This is a genomic window from Ideonella sp. (genome assembly GCF_036277275.1).
Taxonomy (GTDB): domain Bacteria; phylum Pseudomonadota; class Gammaproteobacteria; order Burkholderiales; family Burkholderiaceae_C; genus Ideonella.
In genome coordinates this window covers 19,400-37,683 of record NZ_DASUNH010000009.1, presented here as the reverse complement: position 1 = coordinate 37,683, position 18,284 = coordinate 19,400, and the positions used below count along the sequence as shown (strand labels likewise).

The following is an 18,284-nucleotide window of genomic DNA, read 5'->3' as shown; positions in this document are numbered from 1 at the left end:
CTCTCACGTGGCGCGCTCAGGCCAGGCGCGCTACCCCGTGCCTGGAACCCCCACGCACCCGGAGATTTGCCATGACCCTGCGTCGATCGACGATGACTGCGGCCGCGGCCGCCCTGCTGCTGTCGATGGGGGCCGCGCCCCTGTGGGCCGGCGACCGCGCGAACAGCACCAACGACGAAACCACCGCCCAGAAGACGACCCGAGAGGCAGCCCGCGCGGCCGCCGAAGAGATGCGCCTGGCGCGCCAGCAAGAGCGCCAGCGCAACAACATCTACAAGGTCTGGTTCCCGGACAAGGCCACCGCCCGCAAGGCGGCGATCAGCTACCACCACGCGCTGCTCGAATCGAAGTACGACGCCGGCTACCTGGTGCTGCAACTGGAATCAGAGGAGTACGCAGCGCTGCAAGCCCAGGGCTTCCGCCTGGAGACGGCGGACGATTTCATCAAGCGGCGCAACGAGTTCCTCGACCGGTTCGACAGGGCCGCTGACGAGAACCGCAAAAGCGGCGGCACCGGCGACGTCGGCATCGAGTCCATCCCCGGCTATGCCTGCTACGAAACGGTCGAAGAGACCTTCGCCGCGGCGCAGGCCTTTGCCACCTCGAAGCCGAATCTGGCGCAGTGGCTCGACGTCGGCAACTCGTGGCAGAAGACTGCCGGCAGCGGCGGCTACGACATCCGCGTGCTGAAACTGACCAACACCGCCATCGGCGGCACCAAGCCCAAGCTGTTCGTCAACAGCGCCATCCATGCGCGTGAATACACCACCGCGCCGCTGGTGCTGGAGTTCGCCCGCTGGCTGGTCAACGGCTACGGCACCAATGCCGACGCCACCTGGATGCTCGACCACCACGAGATCCACCTGATGCTGCAGACCAACCCCGACGGCCGCAAGAAGGCCGAGGGCGGGTTGTCGTGGCGCAAGAACACCAACACCGCCTACTGCGGCGCCAACAGCAACAGCCGCGGTGCCGACCTGAACCGCAACTTCACCTTCAGCTGGAATGCCACCAATGGCCAGGGCTCGAGCGGCAACGTCTGCGCCGAGACCTACCGCGGGCCTTCGGCGCACAGCGAGCCCGAGACCCAGGCGGTCGAAAGCTACATCGCCAGCATCTTCCCGGACAACCGAGGCCCGAACCAGAACGACGCCGCCCCCACCAACACGATGGGCGTGCACCTGGACATCCACAGCTACAGCCAGCTCGTGCTGTGGCCCTGGGGCACCACCAACACGCCGGCACCCAACGGCACGGCACTGCGGACCATGGGGCGGCGCCTGGCCTGGTTCAACGGCTACACGCCGCAGCAGTCGATCGGCCTGTACCCGACCGACGGCACCAGCGACGGCCCAAGCTACGGCGACCGTGGCGTGGCGGCGTACACGATCGAGCTGGGCACCAGCTTCTTCCAGAGCTGCACGACCTACAACAACACCATCAAGCCGAACAACCTGCCTGCGCTGATCTACGCCGCACGCGTTTCACGCGCACCGTACCTGCTGCCCGCAGGCCCCGACGTGGCGAGCCTGTCGCACAACGGTGGCACGGGCGTCCCGGCCGGTACACCGGTGACGCTGACGGCCTCGATCACCGACACGCGCTTCAACAACAGCAATGGCACCGAGACGACGCAGGCAATCAACGCGGCCGAGGCCTACATCGACACGCCACCGTGGAGCCCCGGCGCCACCGCGATCGCGTTATCGGCATCCGATGGAACGTTCAACTCGACGACCGAGACCATCACCGGCACGCTGAACACCACCAACCTGTCGAACGGCAAGCACCTGGTGTTCGTGCGCGGCAAAGATGCGTCGGGCGCATTCGGCCCCGTCACCGCGGTGTTCCTCAACATCGGCCCCGGCACGCCGCCGGCGACCGAGACCGAGCCGAACAACAGCATCGACGCAGCGAACCCGGTGACAGCCCCGAACACCCTGAGCGGCACGATGAGCTCGAGTTCGGACAACGACTACTTCCGTGTCGACCTGCCTGCCGGCGCCACGCTCACCTCGACGCTGACGCCAAACGCCTCGAGCGACTACGACCTGTACGTCTACGACAGCGCCGGCACGCTGCTCGGCAAGAGCGAACGAAGCACAGGCCTCACCGACACGGTCAGTCTCACCAACTCGAGCGGCAGCACCGCTCAGCGCTTCGTGCGGGTGATGTACTACAGCGGCCAGACGGGCGGCAGCGGTACTTACAGCCTGCAGTTGAGCTGGTAGGCGACCGGATGGCGGCCACCCGCTGGGGTGGCCGCCATCGAACTGAGCATTGACGGGGCAAGCGGCTTGCTGGCGCTTGTTCGCGCCCTACGTGTTGCCCCGCAACTGCAACGACCGCACGAGCGCATCGGCTGGAGTTCGGCATGGTCGGGCTGCGTGGCGACGATGCGCGACGAGAACATCAGCCGGTACATGTGGGGGCGCGTGCGCGCGAACGCCAGGTAAGCCTGACCGAGCAGCGGCAGGTGCTGCGCGGCCGGCCGCTTGGCGATCGCCACTTGCAGTGCAGCGCCAAAGTCTTTGAACCCTTGCTATCCGGTCAGCGTGGCGCCGCATCGGCAGCATCGCCGCGGCCACGCTGCTGATCGGCTTCTTCCCGGTCAACGTGTATACGGCGTGGCACCACCAAGGTGGCGAGCCGGAGCGCGAGCAGGGGCTGTCGTACCTGTGGGTGCGCGCCCCGGTGCAGCTGTTCTTCATCGCCTGGGCGCTCGTGCCATTGAGCCGAACGAATCAGAGAGTAGTCCGCTGAGCGCGTCAAGGCAGCTCTGGCTTCACAGCGACGCAGCGACCGCGGCGATCAGCTCCCTGAACCACTGCTGCGCCGGGTGCGTGTCGTTGCGGCGGTGCCAGATCAGGTCGTAGGCGACAGTCGGCAACGCCACCGGTGGCGGAAACAACACCAGCTTGCGGCGGGCAGGCGAATTCAACGCCACGCGTTTCAGCACCGTGGTCGTCATGTTCGTCTGCGCCACGACGCTGGGCGCCGCGAACATGTGGGGCAGCGTCAGCGCGAGCGTGCGCTGCTTGCCCAACCGGGCCAGCGCCTGGTCGACATGCCCGTGGCGATCGCCCTCGGGTGACACCAGCACATGCGGCAGCGCCAGAAACGCCTTCATGTTCATGCCGTGCCTGGCCGTCGGGTGGTCGCGGCGGACCAGTGTCACGAACTCGTCCGTCAGGATGGTCTTGGTCAGGATCCGGCTCTCCTGCTGCGTGGGCGGCACGCCGATGGCGGCGTCGATCGTCCCTGCATCGAGCAGGTCCACCGCAAGGTCGCGGCCGGTGAAGGCATGAACGCTCAGTGAGACACCCGGTGCCTGCTTTCCCAGCGCTTGCAGCAGCGTGGGCAGCAGCACATGCGCCGGATAGTCGGACAGCCCCAGCGTCAACGTCAACGACACCTCGCTCGCCACGAACTCGGGCTTGCTGACCACCGCCGCTTCGATCTGACGCAAGGCCTGTGACACCGGCTCGGCCAGATCGCGGGCCCGCTGCGTCGGCAGCAAGCCATTTGCGCTGCGAATGAAGAGCTGGTCGCCGAACACCTTGCGCAAGCGCGACAACGCGGCACTCATCGCCGGCTGGCTCACGCCCACGCGCGCCGCGGCACGCGTCACGTTGCGCTCGCTCATCAACGCGTCAAGCGCAGCGAGCAGGTTCAGATCGAGCCCATGAAAATCCATAGAACGAATAGTGATCTATATCAGCCATTTGTTGGACAGATTTTAGGCGGCTTCCCAGAATGAAGCCGTTCCTGATCAACACCAAGGCCGATCGACATGAGCCCCCTGAACCTAACCAACAACATCACCGGCGACACCGCAAGGCTGAACGCCGAGCGCCAGGCCGTGGAAACGCTGTACCGCGCGTTCAGCGACAAGAACCCCGACCTGCTGGACATCGCCGTCACGCCCGACTGGGACGACATCCCGCTGGCGCCCGGGCAAGGCCCCGGCCCCGAGGGCTTGAAGCCGATCATCCGCGGCTTCATCGAAGCCCTGCCGGACGTGCACATCAAGATCCACGACCTGATCCAGCTGCCCGGCCGCATAGGCGTGCGCGCCGAGATCACCGGCACGCACCACGGGCCGTTGTTCGGCATCCCGGCCACCGGCAAGAAGGTCGGCTTTCGGCTGCACGAGTTCCACGAACTCAATGGCCAGCGCATCACGCGGACCTGGCATCTCGAAGACTGGTTCGCGCTGTTCCAGCAGCTGGGTGCCTTCCCTGCCTTTGACCAACACTGAACACGAAAGACAACCATGAAAGCCCTTCGCATCCACGAGTTCGGAACCCCGAGCCACACCATTCTGGAAGACATCGCACCGGCCACTGCCGGGCCAGACGAGGTCACCGTTCGCATCGAAGCCGCCAGCGTCAATCCGCTGGACCTGAAGATGCTGGCGGGTCACATGCAGCCCGTGTTCCCGGTGAGCTTTCCGTACACGCTGGGCACCGACTTCGCCGGCGTGGTCGAGACGCTCGGCGCGAACGTCCGCGGGTTCCAGCCCGGTGACCGCGTCGTCGGCCGGGCTGGCGCGTCGACCGGTGGCGCGTTCGCGCAGACCGCCGTCGTGCCCGCGAACTCGCTGTGCCGCATTCCAGCGAGCATGAGCTTCGAGCAGGCCGCCGCCCTGCCTACGTCAGCAGGCACAGCCTGGCAAGCTTTGTTCGGCGTCGGCAAGCTGGTGGCCGGTCAACGTGTGCTGATCCATGCGGCCGCTGGCGGCGTGGGCAGCTTCGCGGTGCAGTTTGCGAAGCAGGCGGGCGCCCGCGTCATCGTGACGGCCTCGTCGAAGAACCACGGTCTGGCCAAGGAACTCGGGGCGGACGAGGTCATCGACTACCGCCATGAAGACTTCTCGGCCCGGCTGCGGGACCTGGACCTGGTGATCGACCCGCTGGGCGGCGACACCGCCGGACGCTCATGGTCGGTACTCAAGCCCGGCGGCACCTTGGTGTCGCTGGTTGACCCGACCATCGCACCGCGCGGTGACGTCAACGCGGCGTTCGTCTTCTTCCAGGGCGACACCGAGGTCTTGCAGGGGATCACCAAGCTCTTCGAGGCGCGGCGACTGCAGGTGATCCTGGACTCCATCCACCCACTGGATGACGCCCGCGTCGCGCTGGAGCAGGTGGCCAGCGGTCACGCGCGCGGCAAGGTGATCATCCGCGCGTCGCGCTGATGGCCTCTCTCGCCTTGCGCGGTGCCTCGAGCCCGCGGCCCTGCAGCACCGGCAGGGCCCGCAGCTGCTCTGCCGCGAAGTGCACGAACTCGCGCACCTTGGCCGCTGCCACGCGGCCAGCGGGGTACACCAGGTGCACCGGCACCGGCGGCGGCTCATGCGCTTGCAGCACCACGCGCAGGCGGCCATCACGCACCTCGTCGGTCACCTGGTAGGCCAGTGCGCGCGCCAGGCCGTGGCCGGCCACGGCTGCGGCCACCTTGACGTCGTTGGCGTTCACCACCAGCCGCTCCTGTGGCGCCGCGGCGGCACGGCCACGCACGAAGTTCCAACCCGTGCGGTCTTGGCCTTCGATCGTGAAACCGATCGCGCGGTGGTGCTTCAAGTCGGCCGGCGCGCGCGGCGTGCCTTGGCGCTTGAGGTAGTCCGGCGAGGCCACGATCACCGCGCGCATCTTGCCCACCGGCACGGCCGTGAGGCCCGAATCTGGCAGGTTCGCGATGCGCAGGGCCACGTCGAACCCTTCGTCGATCAGGTGCACGAGCCGGTTGGTGAACAGAGCCCGGGCCTGCAGCTGCGGGTGCTGATCGAGGAACTCGAACACCAGCGGCGCGATGTGCCGGCTGCCGAACAGGGCCGGCGCCGTGATCGCCAGCGTGCCCTGCGGCTCGTGACGCGCCCCGGTGACCGCGGCCTCGGCAGCGTCCAACTCGGCCAGGATGCGACGGCAGTCGGCCAGAAAGGCTTCGCCCTGCTCGGTCAGGCGCAGGCTGCGTGTCGTGCGCTGCAGCAGCAGCGCGCCCAGGTGCCGCTCGAGCGTAGCCACCGCGCGCGTGGCCGCCGGTGCCGAAATCTCGCGCAAGCGCGCACCACGCGCAAAGCTGCCGCATTCGGCCACGGCCACGAAGGTACGCAGGCGTTGAAGATGGTCCATCAAGATTATTCCTCCAACTGCAATTCTCAACTGTATTTCGTGCGTCTTCATTCCGGCAACTGCAAGCCATACGCTTCGTTCATTCGTCATCTGGAGCCCCCATGAACAAGCCCATCCGCCTCTACCGCTTCGCCCTTTCCGGCCACGCCCACCGCGTGCAGCTGATGCTGTCGCTGCTCGACCTGCCCACCGAATTGATTGACGTCGACCTCATCGCCGCCGAGCAGAAGAAGCCCGAGTTCCTCGCCCGCAACCCGCTGGGCCAGGTGCCGGTAATCGAAGATGGTGACTTCACGCTCGCCGACAGCAACGCCATCCTGGTCTATCTGGCCCTGACCTACGACGAGCGTCGCCGCTGGCTGCCGGAGCAGGCCACCACGCAAGCCGAGGTGCAGCGCTGGCTCGGCGTCGCCGCCGGACCGCTGGCCTCCGGCGCAGCGCATGCCCGCTTCGCCACGCTGTTCAACCGACCCGTGAATCCGCAAGCGCAACCGACGGCGCGCAACTTGTTCGGCGTGGTGGAGAACCATCTGGAAGGACGCACCTGGCTTGCAACCACCGATCACCCGACGATCGCCGACGTGGCGATGTACAGCTACACCGCGCACGCACCCGAAGGCGGCATTTCGCTCGAACCGTATCCGAGACTGCGCGCCTGGCTGCAACGCATCGAGGCCCTGCCGGGCTTCGTCGGCATGCCACGCTCACCCTTGCCGGCAGCTGCATGATGGACGCGGCGCCCTTTCACACCGGTGAGCAGGCGCTGCAGGCACGCACCGGCGTGCGCGAGCGCATGGAAGAGATCGGCGACAAGGTGATTCGCGACCACATGCCGGATCAGCACCGCGAGCTCTTCGGCAAGCTGCCGACCATGTTGCTGGGCGCGCAAGACGATCAGGGCCAGCCCTGGGCGACAATGCTGCATGGGCCCGTCGGCTTCGTCACCAGCCCCGATGCGCGCACACTGCGGCTGCAGGCCAGGCCGGCGCCAGACGACCCGGTGGCGCCGTGGCTCAGTGAAGGCGCCGCCATCGGTCTGCTGGGCCTGGAGTTCCACACCCGCCGGCGCAACCGTGCCAACGGCCTTGTGCGGGCGCTGGGTGACGAGGGCTTCGAGGTGCAGGTGCTGCAGAGCTTCGGCAACTGCCCGAAGTACATTCACGCGCGCCGGCCAGAGGCTGTCGAGCGGAGATCGGCGTTGCCGGCACAGCGGCTCGAGCCCGCGCTGGATGGCCCGTCGATTGCGCTGCTGCGCCGCGCAGACACGCTGTTCATCGCCTCGGCCAGCAGCGCGCGCGCAGGTGAATCCAGCGCGAACGCCAAGAGCGAAGGGGTGGACGTGTCGCACCGCGGCGGTCTCCCCGGCTTCGTCCACGTGGCCACCGGCCCGCGAGGCCTGCGCCTGACGCTGCCCGACTACCAAGGCAACTTCTTCTTCAACACGCTGGGCAACCTGCTGGCTTGGCCGCGCGCCGGGCTGGTGGTGCCCGATTTCGACGACGGCAGCTTGCTGCACCTGGCCGCACAGGCTTCGATCTGCTTCGATGGCCCCGCGCTCGATGCCTTCCCTGGCGCGCAACGCCTGCTGCAGTTGGACGTGCGGCATGGCTGGTGGCGCCCCGCGGCGCTGCCACTGCGCTGGTCAACCCCCGAAGCGCCGCCGCAGTTCGGCGTTTGACGCCACGGCGGCGCGATGGCGCGCCCGGTCGTTCTAACCCTTCAGCCAAGCGGACATTTCGCAACGAGGCACACTGGCGCGTCTTCGAATCGGCAATGTCGCCGTCGCCCGCCGCTGGCCTCAAGCGCCACCCGTCTCCTGAAGGATTCGCTCCATGCCTTGGCTGAATGACCTTGCTTTGCGGTGCCGCCAATGCATCGATGCCGGTGGGGGCGCCGCCGAGATCCGGGACCTGGCAGCGAAGGCACTCTCTGAACAGAAGGCCGTGCCTGCGCAAACCGACATCGATCGCATCGTCTACCGCGCCGACGATCTTCTCGTTGTCAGTCTCGCGCAGCCGCCGTTCGGCAACACACCGATTCATAACCACGGCATCTGGTGTGTCATCGGCGTCGCCGTCGGCCGGGAAGACAACGCCTTCTACGAGCGCGGCCCGTCGGGGCTGGTGGAAACGCACCGAGTCAGGCTGGGTGCCGGCGAATGCATCGCACTCGAGCCGGACGTGATCCACAAGATCCGCAACCCCGATGCCGTTCAGTCTCAGGTCTTGCACATCTATGGCGGAGATCTCCTGGGTGCCAGCCGTACGATGTGGAACCCTCACACCGGCGAGGAGCGGCCGCTCGATCAAGCACAGTTCGAGGCCTGGTGCGAGGAACTGACCGACTTGGCCTCCAAGCCTATTGAGGCGGCGCCTGCTTGGTGAAAAGGCCGGTCACCAGTGCAAAGGATCGCTGCGATTTCAAGCCACTGCCGTTGGCGCGGCCGAAGTTGAAACGCCAGCGCCCACGGCGCTCAGACACTGCGCGACGTAGTCGACGAACTGCCGAACCTTGCCTGCACCGGCCGCTCGCGAGGTGGTCATTGCATGGATGGTTTGCTCTTGCAGGCGGTAGGTGGGCAACAGCTGGACGATGTGCCCATCGATGCGTTCACGCTGCCAGAACCATTCGGGCGTGACGGCTATGCCAAGGCCGCACAGCACGGCGTCCTGCAAGGCATCGACGCTGGACAGCATCAGCCGCCCGTCGACCCGAACGCTTGTCTTGCCTTGAGGCCCCTCGAAAGTCCATACCCCTGGCTGCTGCGCGTCGGCGAACAGCAGGCATTGGTGCTGCTGCAGATGCGCCGGTGAGGTGATCGGGCCATGCTTGCGCAGGTAGGCGGGCGTTGCGACCACGATGCGTCGTGACACCCCGACCGGCCGCGCAACGAGGCTGGAGTTCTGCAGCGGCGCGATGCGGATGGCGACGTCGACCTGGTCTTCGATCAGTTGGGAAAGCTGGTCGGACAGTCTCAGTTCAAGCCGCAATTGCGGATGCAGTGCCATCCACTGTCCGAGCGCGGGGATCAGAAGCTTGCGTCCGAACCCGTTCGAGCATGCCACCCGCAAGCGACCGCGCAGTCTTGCGCTCTCTTGCTGGACAGCGGACTCGGCCTCTTCATTGAGCGCCAAAAGACGCAGCGCGTGCTGCAGGTAAACCTCGCCCTGTTCGGTGAGGCTGATGGCGCGCGTGGAGCGCTGGAACAACCGGCACCCGAGGTGCGCTTCCAGGGCAGCCAGCTGGCGGCTGAGGGTGGCTTGTGCGATGCCGATGGAAATCGATGCGCCCGTGAGACTGCCCGCCTGCGCGATGGCCACGAAGGCTTTGATGTGTTCGTGCAGTCCGCTATTCATCCATTTTCATCATAACTCCAACGCCACCGGGTCGTTGAATCGCGTCGGTCCGATCTCTAGAGTCCAACCGTCGAAACCGAGAGACGGAAGACGGAAGACGGAAGACCTCATGTTCGATCTCATCGATTCCCACACGGCCACCATACCGATTGATCCATTTCAAACACCAGTGCAATACGGCCAAGTCGACCTCGATGGCCTCGTCGGCCAGCGGGACATCGTTCAGTTGTCGGCGCCGCAGGCCCCACCATTCGTCGGAGTGTGCGCCCTGGCGCCGGACGACACGCTGCAACTCGCCGACCGTGCGCGCCAGGACATCTATGTGCTCAGCGGCACGCTGATCGAGGGGGGCCGAACGCATTCGACCGGCAGCTTCCTTGGTCGCGGACATGCCGTGACGCTGCGCGCCGGGCCATCCGGCGCCATCGTGTTCATGTACCGCGACCACGTGGCACGCACCAGCGGGCACGAAACCCTGCACCCGAACGAACTCGCATGGCATGAAGGTGCGGTGGCGGGCATGACGGTGGCCCCCTTGTCCAAGACCCATCATCGGCTGGCGCTGGTGGGCTGGCGGCCAGGCACGCGCGCCCCTGCTCACAGCCATCCACACGGCGAAGAAGTCTTCGTTCTTCGCGGCGAGTTGCGCGACGAAAAAGGCGCCTACCCGTCAGGCAGCTGGCTGCGCTTTCGTCCCGGGTCAGGTCACGCCCCTTACGCCGAGCAGAGCACCTTGATCCTGCTCAGAAACGGCCATCTGTCGACTCGACCGGCCATCACCCCTGCATCGCCCCAACCACTCTGAAGGAAATCACATGACAACGAACTCTCACCGCACCCTGATCACCAGCTTGTTGAGCACGCTGCCGTTCATACTTGCCAACTCGGCGCAGGCCCATGCGCAGGCACAAGAAGCCCACTCGCACGGCCCCGTCGCCGTCAGTGCCAGCAAGCTCGTGCAAACCGATGCCACGCTGCGCGACCTCTGGCTGGGCCACGCCTTCTGGACACGCGCCGTCAGCGCTGAACTGCTGAGCGGCAACGAACCTGCGGCCGCGGCCGCCGAAGAGCAGGCTGTCGCCAACGCCCGGCAACTCTCGCAGGCAATGGCAGCCTTCTATGGCAGCGCCGCCTCCGAGCAGGTGTTCAAGCTGCTCGCGGGGCACTACGGGGCGGTCAAGCAGTACACGCTGGCGACGCGTGCGCACAGCGCACAGACCCAGGACGCCGCTCGCCAGGCCATGGTCAAGAATGCCGAGGAGATCGCCGTGTTTCTGAGCAGCGCCAATCCCAACCTGCCGATCGACGGCCTGCGCGGCATGCTGTTGGCGCATGGCGGCCACCACATGCAACAGATTCAGCAATTGGCCGATCGCCAGTACACGCAAGAAGCGCAGACCTGGGGCGCCATGAAGGACCACATGTATGGCATCGCGGACGCACTGACTTTGGCGATTGCCAAGCAGTTCCCCAAGCGATTCGACTAGCAAGCGAGTTGCTGCACCGTGGGCCGTGAATACTCCCGACCCACCATGGCTCGTGCGCCGAGGTATGCCGTTCGGAGCCGGAGCGTGAGTGAATCAATGTCAACGTTGCCCACCTTGTCGCACGGCACGGCAATGGCGCGTCCGCGGTCATACAAAGAGGTGAATCGCAACAGGTAGGAGCATGCGACCTCTGCGTTGGCGGGAGTATGCAAGTCCATGACGTTCCTCTTCTCACGCGCATCGAAGACGGGGAGCACTGCATCCGTCTCAACGTCTGCGCTGCTCCATTTCCGGGCGCCGGGCGCTTCATCGAGCACGACGCTCAGGTCATCCACCGGCCGCCGCGCGAATGTGCGATCCGGCAATCTGTGCAGTGCAGTACATACCAATTCCGGCGTCTGCACTGTGCGCTAGCGTACATGGAGCCGAGTCAGGCTCGCCAGCGTCACCCAGCCTGCACCAGCAGCGCGTCGACCATCGTGCGCATCCGCCGCCAGTGCGTGCCCTCCCAGAACACCCGCCCGCAACCTTCGCAGCAGGCAAAGCGTTCGTGGCGCTCCCGCACGCTAGTCGGCAGCCGCTCGACAACCTCGGCCTTGTCGATGGTGCGCAGCGGCGCATTGCAGCACAGGCACCGTGTGAAGGGCCGCGCCGAGCCGGCGAGGTCGAGCCGTTCGAACACTTCGCGCAATTGCTGATCGCGGTGCAGCGCGCGCACATAGCAGCCATGGGTGATGTCCCGGCGCTTGAGCAGCTCGCGGTCCCGCGTCAGCACGATGCGGCCTTGCTCGACCGCAAGGCGCACGATCTCGGCATCTTCGAAGTGGTTGTCGTAGAGCGTGTCGAAGCCGAACAGGCGCAGCTGGTGGGCGAGCCCGCCCAGGTGAGCGTCCGCAACAAAGCGTGTCACTCGCAATGCGCGCTCACGCACGCGCAGCAGCGGCGTCACATCAAGCGCCTCGAACACCGGGTACACCGCCACCCGGTCGCCATCGCCGAGCACCCGATCGAAACCCACCGAGTCACCGTTGACCAGCACCAGCTCGACCTCGGTGTGCGGCACGCCCAGCGCCTCGATCATGTGCTTGACGGTGGCATTGCTGGCGCAGCGGCAGCTGAACTCCCGGCGGCGCCTGTCGGGCGCAATGAAGTCATTCAGCTCCTCGTAGAAGCGGAAGGTGACGGTGGCGGGCGAGGCAGCCATGGCAGCAGGCTGAAGTTTGCACCTTTGCCCCCGGGCGCCGGGGTGGACCGCCCGCGCACAGCGGCGCCATTGGGACAACCTCGAATAGGGTATTCAAGCGGTGGGCGCCGAAAACGTCGCTTCCCAGAATCGACCGGCCCGCTACAGAACTTTGGTCACTTGCACCAATGCTCAAGCGAGGACGTCGTTGTCGCGGTTGAACCGCTCCATGCTTGAAGGAGACTGTGAAATGTTGAATCCCCTATCACCGTGGGCTGGCCTGGGACGCCGAGTGTGTCGCGCAGGGGCCAGCTTGTGCATGCTCGGCGCTTTGCTGGGCAGCGCTGGTTCGTTTGCCCAGGCCGCACCAGCGACGCAAGCACAAATCCAACTGCAGGAGACTGCTGCCTCAACGGCCGCAGCCCAAGACCTGGCCCGCTTCGCGCAGCATCACCAGAAGGTGCACGCCGATGCCCTGCCCAAGGGCTTCCCGCTCGCCGTCGACAGTGTGGCCGACCTGGCCCGCCTGCGCCTGGGCCGCGGCTTCGCGGTCTACACCGTCGAGCCCGCCGACATTGCATCCGGCAGCGACCTGAGCTCCGCCGCCAAGCCCACCGGCCAGTGGCGCTTCGTCGTGCGCCTGGGCAGCCGCCCGGTCGGCCTGGTCACGCTCGACCAGGCGAACGGCCAGTGGCAGGCCGTTTCATACGGCGGCGCCGCGTTGGCCGGCGACGTGGACGCGAAGATGCGCCAGCACGGCACACCAGACCGCGCAAACCTGCGCTTCGTCCGAATCTTCCAGGCGCACTCGGACTTCCTCGAAGTGGTGTCGCCGGCCGACGGCCGCGTGCGGCTCGCGCCACTGTTGTCGGCGCGCGCATCGCTGCGCATGCCGGTGGAGGAATTGCTGGAGCAAGGCGACGTTCTGCCTTCGCTGCGTGCCGCCGTTGCGGCCAACCTCGCTGAATTTCAGCCCTGAGCAGGCCCGACCCGGAGACCCGTCATGAAACTTGCAATCAAGCGTACCGTCGTCACCGCGTCCCTGCTGTCCGCCATGCCCTTGGCGATGGCCGATTGGCGCCAGCTGAACGTGGCCGAAACCATCCAGGAGCACAGCCAGTGGTGCTGGTCCGGCTCCAGCCGCGCGGTCATGCGCTACTACGGCACCAACTACAGCCAGTGCTACATCGTCAACTGGGCGTTCGGCATCAACTACGCCTGCGGCAACAGCTATTTCAACTGGAACAGCCCGGCCAACCAACCCAACTCGCTCTACGGCACCCCAGGCAGCGTGCAGTCGATCCTGTGGAACCTGGGCGGCATCTCGAACACGGCGTACAGCTACGCGTCGTCGTGGAACAGCGTGACCTGGGACATCAACAACAACCGCCCCTTCGTGATGCGCTACGGCTGGACCAGCGGCGGCGGCCACATCATGGTCGGCGACGGCTGGGAGAACTGGAACAACACCAAGTACGTCTACATCATGAACCCGTGGCCCGGCGAGGGTCAGGAGTACAGCACCTACTCGTACGCGGTGTCGGCCTCCGACCACCAGTGGACGCACACGCTGCGGATGAATCGATAGCGAGACCTTGCCGGCGCGCACCTCTCCGCGCCGGGTTCATCCTTTGACACGCCGCGGGCTCCTGCTGGTCCGCGGCGTTTTTTCTTGTGGCCCTTTTGTGCCTTGCGTGGGGTCGCCGGTCACGTCACGCAGCACGATGCGAAATCGGTTGCCCTGCAGATCACCGGGGCGCAGCTTCTTCCCATGGCGGCTCTGATTCGGGACGTTGAATTCCGGGTGCTGAAGCAGGGTCAGGTCGGGCGTCTCGCCTTTCCCTTTCCCATTCGGCAGATAGATGCTGAACCACTGACGGGTGATGGCGTAGCGGTCCTTGAGGCCGGCATAGCCCACGTCCCTTTCCTGCACGCAGGCGACCTCGGCCAGCTGCTGGGCGACGAAGGCGGTGTTGGCACCGTTCTTTTCGATGTCCAGCCAGATGTGTTCGCCCTCACCGCAGGGCAGCTGCAGCGGCAGTTCCGTCACGATGAAATCCTCGTCGAGGAGTTTCAGGGTGGCGCTGGCGCCGCTGGCCGGATAAGCGTGGGGCCACTGCGGCAAGGTCGCGTATTGAGCGTCGGTCATGAGGAGTCTGACGGCACCAGCTGTCGATAGGGACAGGCTGTCCAGCCGACCATGGGGTGGTCCAAACAGTGATTCTCTCCCTACCCGCATACCTTGACGAGCGTCGACAGACGCGACTTCAATGGGAACCGTTGTGCGCTACGACAGGCGGCTTCCGGGCGGCGACGTCAACTCACGGAGCTGTTTAGGGTTGTCGGACACCTGCCCGCGTGTGCAGCGAGCTGTCGATCTGCACCGGTCGGAGGGCAGGTGTCGGACAAGCCTCGGGGGAGGAAACCGCGGCGCACGCCACGGTGGTCAGTGAACGCGCGATTGCTATGGCGATAGCGGACGCGCCGCTTGTGTCGGAGTCGGCAATCGCGGCGTCCGCTGTGAGGCCGACGGCCGGCAATGCCGACAGTGAGCCACGCTGCGACGGCGGTTCTCGCGAAGCCTGCACCGAAGACGCGCGTCGCGCGTGGGTTGGCGCGAGGCGGCCCGGCCACCGTCGGACGGTGGACGTCGATGTGTGCTCGCGCTGGTCATACGGCAAACCTGTGGGGCGGCGCACGGATAGCAGGGTCGGGCTCAAGCAGCCGCACGATCAGCATCGGCTTGCCACAGTGCCGGCACACGAACGTGGGCGGCGCTGCGGCCTGCTCGGTGTTGGCCTGCGCTTCATCGCAGCCGGCGCTCGTGGTGCTGGCAGGCAGCACGAGCAGCCTGCGAATCGTCGCGAGGTTGTGGCGCCGATTGCCATTGGCCAGCAGCCCGTAGTGCCGGATGCGGTGGAAGCCGCTTGGCAGCACGTGCAGCAGGAAGCGGCGCATGAACTCGTCGGGGGCGAGCGTCATGGCCTTGTAGCGAGTGCGTCCCTTGGCTCGGTAGTCCTTCCAGCGGAAGGTCACGCCACGCTCGTCCAGCGCGAGCAGGCGGCTGTTGGAGATCGCCACGCGATGGGTGTAGCGCGACAGGTAGGCCAGCACGGCCTCGGGTCCGGCGAACGGTCGCTTGGCATAGACCACCCACTCGCATTTGCGCATCGGTGCCAGCCATAGCTTGAACGCCTGCGCATCTGCCAGGCCCTCGTGCACACCGAAGAACCGCAGCTTGCCCGCCAGATGCAGCTGCTTCAGCTCTTCGAGGAAGCGGCGCCGGAACAGTCGTGACAGCACCCGCACGGGCAGGAAGAACCCGGGCCGGCACGCGACCCAACGCCCACCGTCCGCGGACAACCCACCGCCGGGCACGATGCCGTGCACATGCGGATGATGGGTCAACGCCGAGCCCCAGGTGTGCAGCACCAGTGTCGCGCCGATGCGCGCTCCGAGATGCTTGGGGTCAGCAGCGATGGTCTGCAACACCCCGGCGGCCACGTCGAACAGCAGCCCGTAGATCGCGACCTTGTTCGTGTACGCGATGTCGGCGAGGGGTGCCGGCAGCGTGAAGACCACGTGGTAGTACTCCACCGGCAGCCAGTCGGCCTGCCGTGCGTCGAGCCAGCGTTGGGCCGCTGCACTCTGGCACTTCGGGCAGTGGCGGTTGCGGCAGGAGTTGTACGAGACCTGGTCGGTGCCGCAGCCTTCGCAGCGCAGCACATGGCCTCCCAGCGCCGCCGTGCGGCACTGGGTGATGGCCGACATCACCTTCAGTTGCGTCAGGCTCAGGTGGCCGCGCTGGGCTTCGCGCCAGGCCGGGCCGTGTGCGCGGAAGATGTCGGCGACCTCAAGGGCGGGCCGCCCCACGGCGCCGACCTCACGACGAGGGCGGCACCTCCTCCAGCGGGCCGATCACCTCGCGCAGCAGGTCGGTGGCCACGTGGGCGTAGATCGATGTGGTCTCGAGCTTCTTGTGGCCCAGCAGGACCTGGATCACGCGGATATCGACCTTGCGCTCCAGCAGGTGGGTGGCGAAGGAATGGCGCAGCGTGTGCGTGGTCACGCGCTTCGTAATGCCCGCGGCCGCGGCGGCGTCATGCACGGCGCGGTTGAGCTGTCGTGCGCTCAGCGGTTCCATCACATCCAGCCCCGGGAAGAGCCAGCCGCCGGGCAGGATCTTGCCCTGGGCATGGCCGATGCGCCACCAGGCGCGCAGCCGTTGCAGTACCACCGGGCTGAGCATGGCGTAGCGATCCTTGGCGCCCTTGCCCTGCTCGACACGCAGCGCCATGCGCTCGCTGTCGACATCGCCGACCTTGAGCCGGCAGACTTCGCTGGCGCGCAGACCCGCACCATAGGCCACCGACAACGCCGCCTGATGCTTGATATTGCGCGCCGCGGCGATCAGCGCCGCAGCCTCTTGCATGCTCAGCACGACGGGCACGGTGCGGGGTAGCTTCACCGGCTGCATCCTGGCCATCAGCTCGGCGCGGCCCAGGGTGATGTCGAAGAAGAACCTCAGCCCGGTCAGCGTCGCGTTGAGCGTGATGGGCGAGGTGCCGGTGTCGACCAGGTGCAATTGGAAGTTGCGCAGGTCCTCGACCGTGGCGGTGTCAGGCGAACGCTTGAGGTACTCGGTCAACTTGCGAACGGCGCGGATGTAGCCTTCCTGCGTCCTGGGCTCCAGCTTGCGCATGCGCATGTCTTCGATCATGCGTTGCCGCAGCGGCGAGACCTTGCGGGTGGTCGTGTCCATGGTTGCTGCTCCGTTGAAGAACGAGGCGAATTGCCTCGCCCGTCAACTTCGCAGAACCGGCAGCGCAACGAGTCGCCGCGACATCTCGGGACCGCCTACCGCGAGAGCGGTTTAGTCCGGCGGCCAGGAGCAGTCATCGGCGAAGGGCTGCTTTCGGATAGGCTGGTGGAGCACTGATCCACTCAACGAACTGACTGCTTGGGCCCATGTTCCGAAACCTCAAGAACCCAACGAAAATCGCTCCCCCGCCTGACCCCATGGAAGTCTGGCGCCCCGGCAGCGCGGATCCTTCTGAGATTGCCGACGACCTGTTGCTTGCGCGTCTGGCCGAGACGGTGGCTTGGTGCGATTCGCTCGGCCAATCCGACAGCTATCGAACAAAGGCGCTGCGCCCGTCACTCTTTCATAACGGCTTCGACGATCTCGTCTGTCGGGTTGGAAGTTCGCGACAGAACCATTTGCGCTACAACAGCCTGCCTGTGCAGCTTGAGACCCCGTTGATCGTGCGAGGTCGTTTCATGGTGTACTTCCCGGACGAGAATCTCTGCGACGGCTACGCTGAACTGGTGTCCAACGGCTTCTTCGACATCGACAACGTGCCGGCTCACGATACCTGGGTGTCGTACTTCGAGGAGAACCGCTTGTCGCCAAGCGCCCGTCGTCACCTGCTTTGCTATGTTCCCCTTGCGGCCATTGACGCCGCAAGCGAGGGCATCGACGGGAATCCAGAGCAGTGCATAGACTGGTTGGATCTGGCGGGTGTCTCGATCCGCCAGCGTGTCGAAGGGCTGGTCAGAAGAGCCTGACCAAATTCGCCAAAGAACCGACGATCAATGGTTGTCCTCAGCTTCATCATTGGAACGCTGGTCGTTGGCCTGGTCCTCTACCTGCCATTCTTCCTCTGGTTCAGATCTCGCTGCGAGAAGACAAGCGGCTTGATCGCACTCGACCTCGAGGTCAGCTTGCACATGATCTTCGTCGCCGCGCGCAGGCAGCGCTACGAGACGATCTCGCTGGAACAGTTGCTGCTCGCGCTGCTCGACAACCCGCGCGCCCCCGACGTGCTGCGTTCGTGCACGATCGACATTGAGGCCATGCGCGCTGGCGTCTCGGCGATCGTTCGAGACTCGACACCCGTAGTCCCTGGCATAGGGCAGAAGGACTGAACGGGTCGGCCGCGTGAGTTTGCCGGCCGAAGCAGCAGCCGTTCGACCACCGGCGGTTCGGAACGGCGCTCGCCTACTGTTGGTAAGCGCTCAATGAACCACGTTCTTGTAGGTCCGGTCCAAACCTGAGAGGCTACGTGCCCACGTAGGTACGTGGACATGTGATGACAGAGGACATCGAAGCTATCGCCAAGCG

The 18,284-nt window shown here is 65.9% G+C and carries 21 protein-coding genes; 13 read left to right on the top strand and 8 right to left on the bottom strand.

Annotated elements, in window-relative coordinates; genetic code table 11:
* The first annotated feature begins 71 nt into the window (after positions 1–71).
* The gene (locus VFY73_RS02075) at positions 72–2,231 is read left to right on the top strand and encodes a M14 family zinc carboxypeptidase (RefSeq protein WP_329716246.1); all 2,160 of its coding nucleotides are present in this window, start codon (positions 72–74) and stop codon (positions 2,229–2,231) included.
* Here the strand turns inward: VFY73_RS02075 and VFY73_RS02070 are convergent.
* Complete coding sequence (locus VFY73_RS02070) at positions 2,207–2,509, bottom strand: TetR-like C-terminal domain-containing protein (protein ID WP_329716245.1); 303 nt, start codon at positions 2,507–2,509, stop codon at positions 2,207–2,209. The genes VFY73_RS02075 and VFY73_RS02070 overlap by 25 nt on opposite strands.
* Before the next feature lie 107 nt (positions 2,510–2,616).
* Here VFY73_RS02070 and VFY73_RS02065 point away from each other — a divergent pair, with 107 nt between their 5' ends.
* The gene (locus VFY73_RS02065; RefSeq protein ID WP_329716244.1) at positions 2,617–2,763 is read left to right on the top strand and encodes a hypothetical protein; all 147 of its coding nucleotides are present in this window, start codon (positions 2,617–2,619) and stop codon (positions 2,761–2,763) included.
* Positions 2,764–2,785: 22 nt separating this feature from the next.
* Here the strand turns inward: VFY73_RS02065 and VFY73_RS02060 are convergent, their stop codons facing one another.
* Complete coding sequence (locus VFY73_RS02060) at positions 2,786–3,697, bottom strand: LysR family transcriptional regulator (RefSeq protein ID WP_329716243.1); 912 nt, start codon at positions 3,695–3,697, stop codon at positions 2,786–2,788.
* Between the two features lie 96 nt (positions 3,698–3,793).
* Between VFY73_RS02060 and VFY73_RS02055 the strand changes: the two genes are divergently transcribed.
* Both VFY73_RS02055 and VFY73_RS02050 read left to right on the top strand, forming a co-directional pair.
* Positions 3,794–4,261 (top strand): ester cyclase, encoded by a 468-nt coding sequence (locus VFY73_RS02055; protein ID WP_329716242.1) that lies wholly within the window; start codon positions 3,794–3,796, stop codon positions 4,259–4,261.
* Between the two features lie 15 nt (positions 4,262–4,276).
* The gene (locus VFY73_RS02050; protein WP_329716241.1) at positions 4,277–5,200 is read left to right on the top strand and encodes an NADP-dependent oxidoreductase; all 924 of its coding nucleotides are present in this window, start codon (positions 4,277–4,279) and stop codon (positions 5,198–5,200) included.
* On the opposite strand, the gene VFY73_RS02045 is transcribed toward VFY73_RS02050, so the two are convergent.
* Positions 5,181–6,134 carry a LysR family transcriptional regulator gene (locus VFY73_RS02045; protein ID WP_329716240.1) on the bottom strand — a complete coding sequence of 318 codons (954 nt, stop codon included), beginning with the start codon at positions 6,132–6,134 and terminating at the stop codon, positions 5,181–5,183. The genes VFY73_RS02050 and VFY73_RS02045 overlap by 20 nt on opposite strands.
* Before the next feature lie 101 nt (positions 6,135–6,235).
* Between VFY73_RS02045 and VFY73_RS02040 the strand changes: the two genes are divergently transcribed.
* The 3 genes from VFY73_RS02040 (at position 6,236) to VFY73_RS02030 (ending at position 8,518) form a co-directional block, all read left to right on the top strand.
* Positions 6,236–6,862 carry a glutathione S-transferase gene (locus VFY73_RS02040; RefSeq protein WP_329716239.1) on the top strand — a complete coding sequence of 209 codons (627 nt, stop codon included), beginning with the start codon at positions 6,236–6,238 and terminating at the stop codon, positions 6,860–6,862.
* On the top strand, positions 6,862–7,812 hold the full coding sequence (locus VFY73_RS02035; RefSeq protein ID WP_329716238.1) for a pyridoxamine 5'-phosphate oxidase family protein: 951 nt from the start codon (positions 6,862–6,864) through the stop codon (positions 7,810–7,812). The genes VFY73_RS02040 and VFY73_RS02035 overlap by 1 nt, the downstream gene beginning before the upstream one ends.
* Before the next feature lie 154 nt (positions 7,813–7,966).
* On the top strand, positions 7,967–8,518 hold the full coding sequence (locus tag VFY73_RS02030) for a hypothetical protein (RefSeq protein ID WP_329716237.1): 552 nt from the start codon (positions 7,967–7,969) through the stop codon (positions 8,516–8,518).
* Between the two features lie 36 nt (positions 8,519–8,554).
* On the opposite strand, the gene VFY73_RS02025 is transcribed toward VFY73_RS02030, so the two are convergent.
* The gene (locus VFY73_RS02025; protein WP_329716236.1) at positions 8,555–9,490 is read right to left on the bottom strand and encodes a LysR family transcriptional regulator; all 936 of its coding nucleotides are present in this window, start codon (positions 9,488–9,490) and stop codon (positions 8,555–8,557) included.
* A gap of 169 nt (positions 9,491–9,659) precedes the next feature.
* Here VFY73_RS02025 and VFY73_RS02020 point away from each other — a divergent pair, with 169 nt between their 5' ends.
* Together VFY73_RS02020 and VFY73_RS02015 are read left to right on the top strand one after the other, a co-directional pair.
* Positions 9,660–10,295, top strand: coding sequence for a cupin domain-containing protein (locus VFY73_RS02020; protein WP_329716235.1), 636 nt, complete (start codon positions 9,660–9,662; stop codon positions 10,293–10,295).
* Positions 10,296–10,305: 10 nt separating this feature from the next.
* Positions 10,306–10,977 (top strand): hypothetical protein, encoded by a 672-nt coding sequence (locus VFY73_RS02015; RefSeq protein ID WP_329716234.1) that lies wholly within the window; start codon positions 10,306–10,308, stop codon positions 10,975–10,977.
* 445 nt (positions 10,978–11,422) lie between these two features.
* Here VFY73_RS02015 and VFY73_RS02010 read toward each other — a convergent pair whose 3' ends face one another.
* Positions 11,423–12,181: a Mut7-C RNAse domain-containing protein gene (locus VFY73_RS02010; protein WP_329716233.1), complete on the bottom strand. Its 759-nt coding sequence runs from the start codon at positions 12,179–12,181 to the stop codon at positions 11,423–11,425.
* A 298-nt stretch (positions 12,182–12,479) separates the two neighbouring features.
* Here VFY73_RS02010 and VFY73_RS02005 point away from each other — a divergent pair, with 298 nt between their 5' ends.
* Both VFY73_RS02005 and VFY73_RS02000 read left to right on the top strand, forming a co-directional pair.
* Positions 12,480–13,139 carry a hypothetical protein gene (locus tag VFY73_RS02005; protein ID WP_329716232.1) on the top strand — a complete coding sequence of 220 codons (660 nt, stop codon included), beginning with the start codon at positions 12,480–12,482 and terminating at the stop codon, positions 13,137–13,139.
* Between the two features lie 24 nt (positions 13,140–13,163).
* On the top strand, positions 13,164–13,748 hold the full coding sequence (locus VFY73_RS02000) for a C39 family peptidase (protein WP_329716231.1): 585 nt from the start codon (positions 13,164–13,166) through the stop codon (positions 13,746–13,748).
* 36 nt (positions 13,749–13,784) lie between these two features.
* Here VFY73_RS02000 and truD read toward each other — a convergent pair whose 3' ends face one another.
* The 3 genes from truD to VFY73_RS01985 form a co-directional block, all read right to left on the bottom strand.
* A complete protein-coding gene (gene truD / locus VFY73_RS01995; protein ID WP_329716230.1) occupies positions 13,785–14,309 on the bottom strand; it encodes a tRNA pseudouridine(13) synthase TruD in 525 nt (174 codons plus the stop codon).
* A 521-nt stretch (positions 14,310–14,830) separates the two neighbouring features.
* Positions 14,831–16,033, bottom strand: a complete 1,203-nt coding sequence (locus VFY73_RS01990) for an IS91 family transposase (RefSeq protein ID WP_329716229.1) — start codon at positions 16,031–16,033, stop codon at positions 14,831–14,833.
* A 10-nt stretch (positions 16,034–16,043) separates the two neighbouring features.
* On the bottom strand, positions 16,044–16,922 hold the full coding sequence (locus VFY73_RS01985; protein WP_329716228.1) for a site-specific integrase: 879 nt from the start codon (positions 16,920–16,922) through the stop codon (positions 16,044–16,046).
* Between the two features lie 257 nt (positions 16,923–17,179).
* Between VFY73_RS01985 and VFY73_RS01980 the strand changes: the two genes are divergently transcribed.
* Positions 17,180–17,728: a hypothetical protein gene (locus tag VFY73_RS01980; protein ID WP_329716227.1), complete on the top strand. Its 549-nt coding sequence runs from the start codon at positions 17,180–17,182 to the stop codon at positions 17,726–17,728.
* A 27-nt stretch (positions 17,729–17,755) separates the two neighbouring features.
* Positions 17,756–18,088 (top strand): Clp protease N-terminal domain-containing protein, encoded by a 333-nt coding sequence (locus VFY73_RS01975; RefSeq protein ID WP_329716226.1) that lies wholly within the window; start codon positions 17,756–17,758, stop codon positions 18,086–18,088.
* The last annotated feature ends 196 nt before the right edge of the window (positions 18,089–18,284 follow it).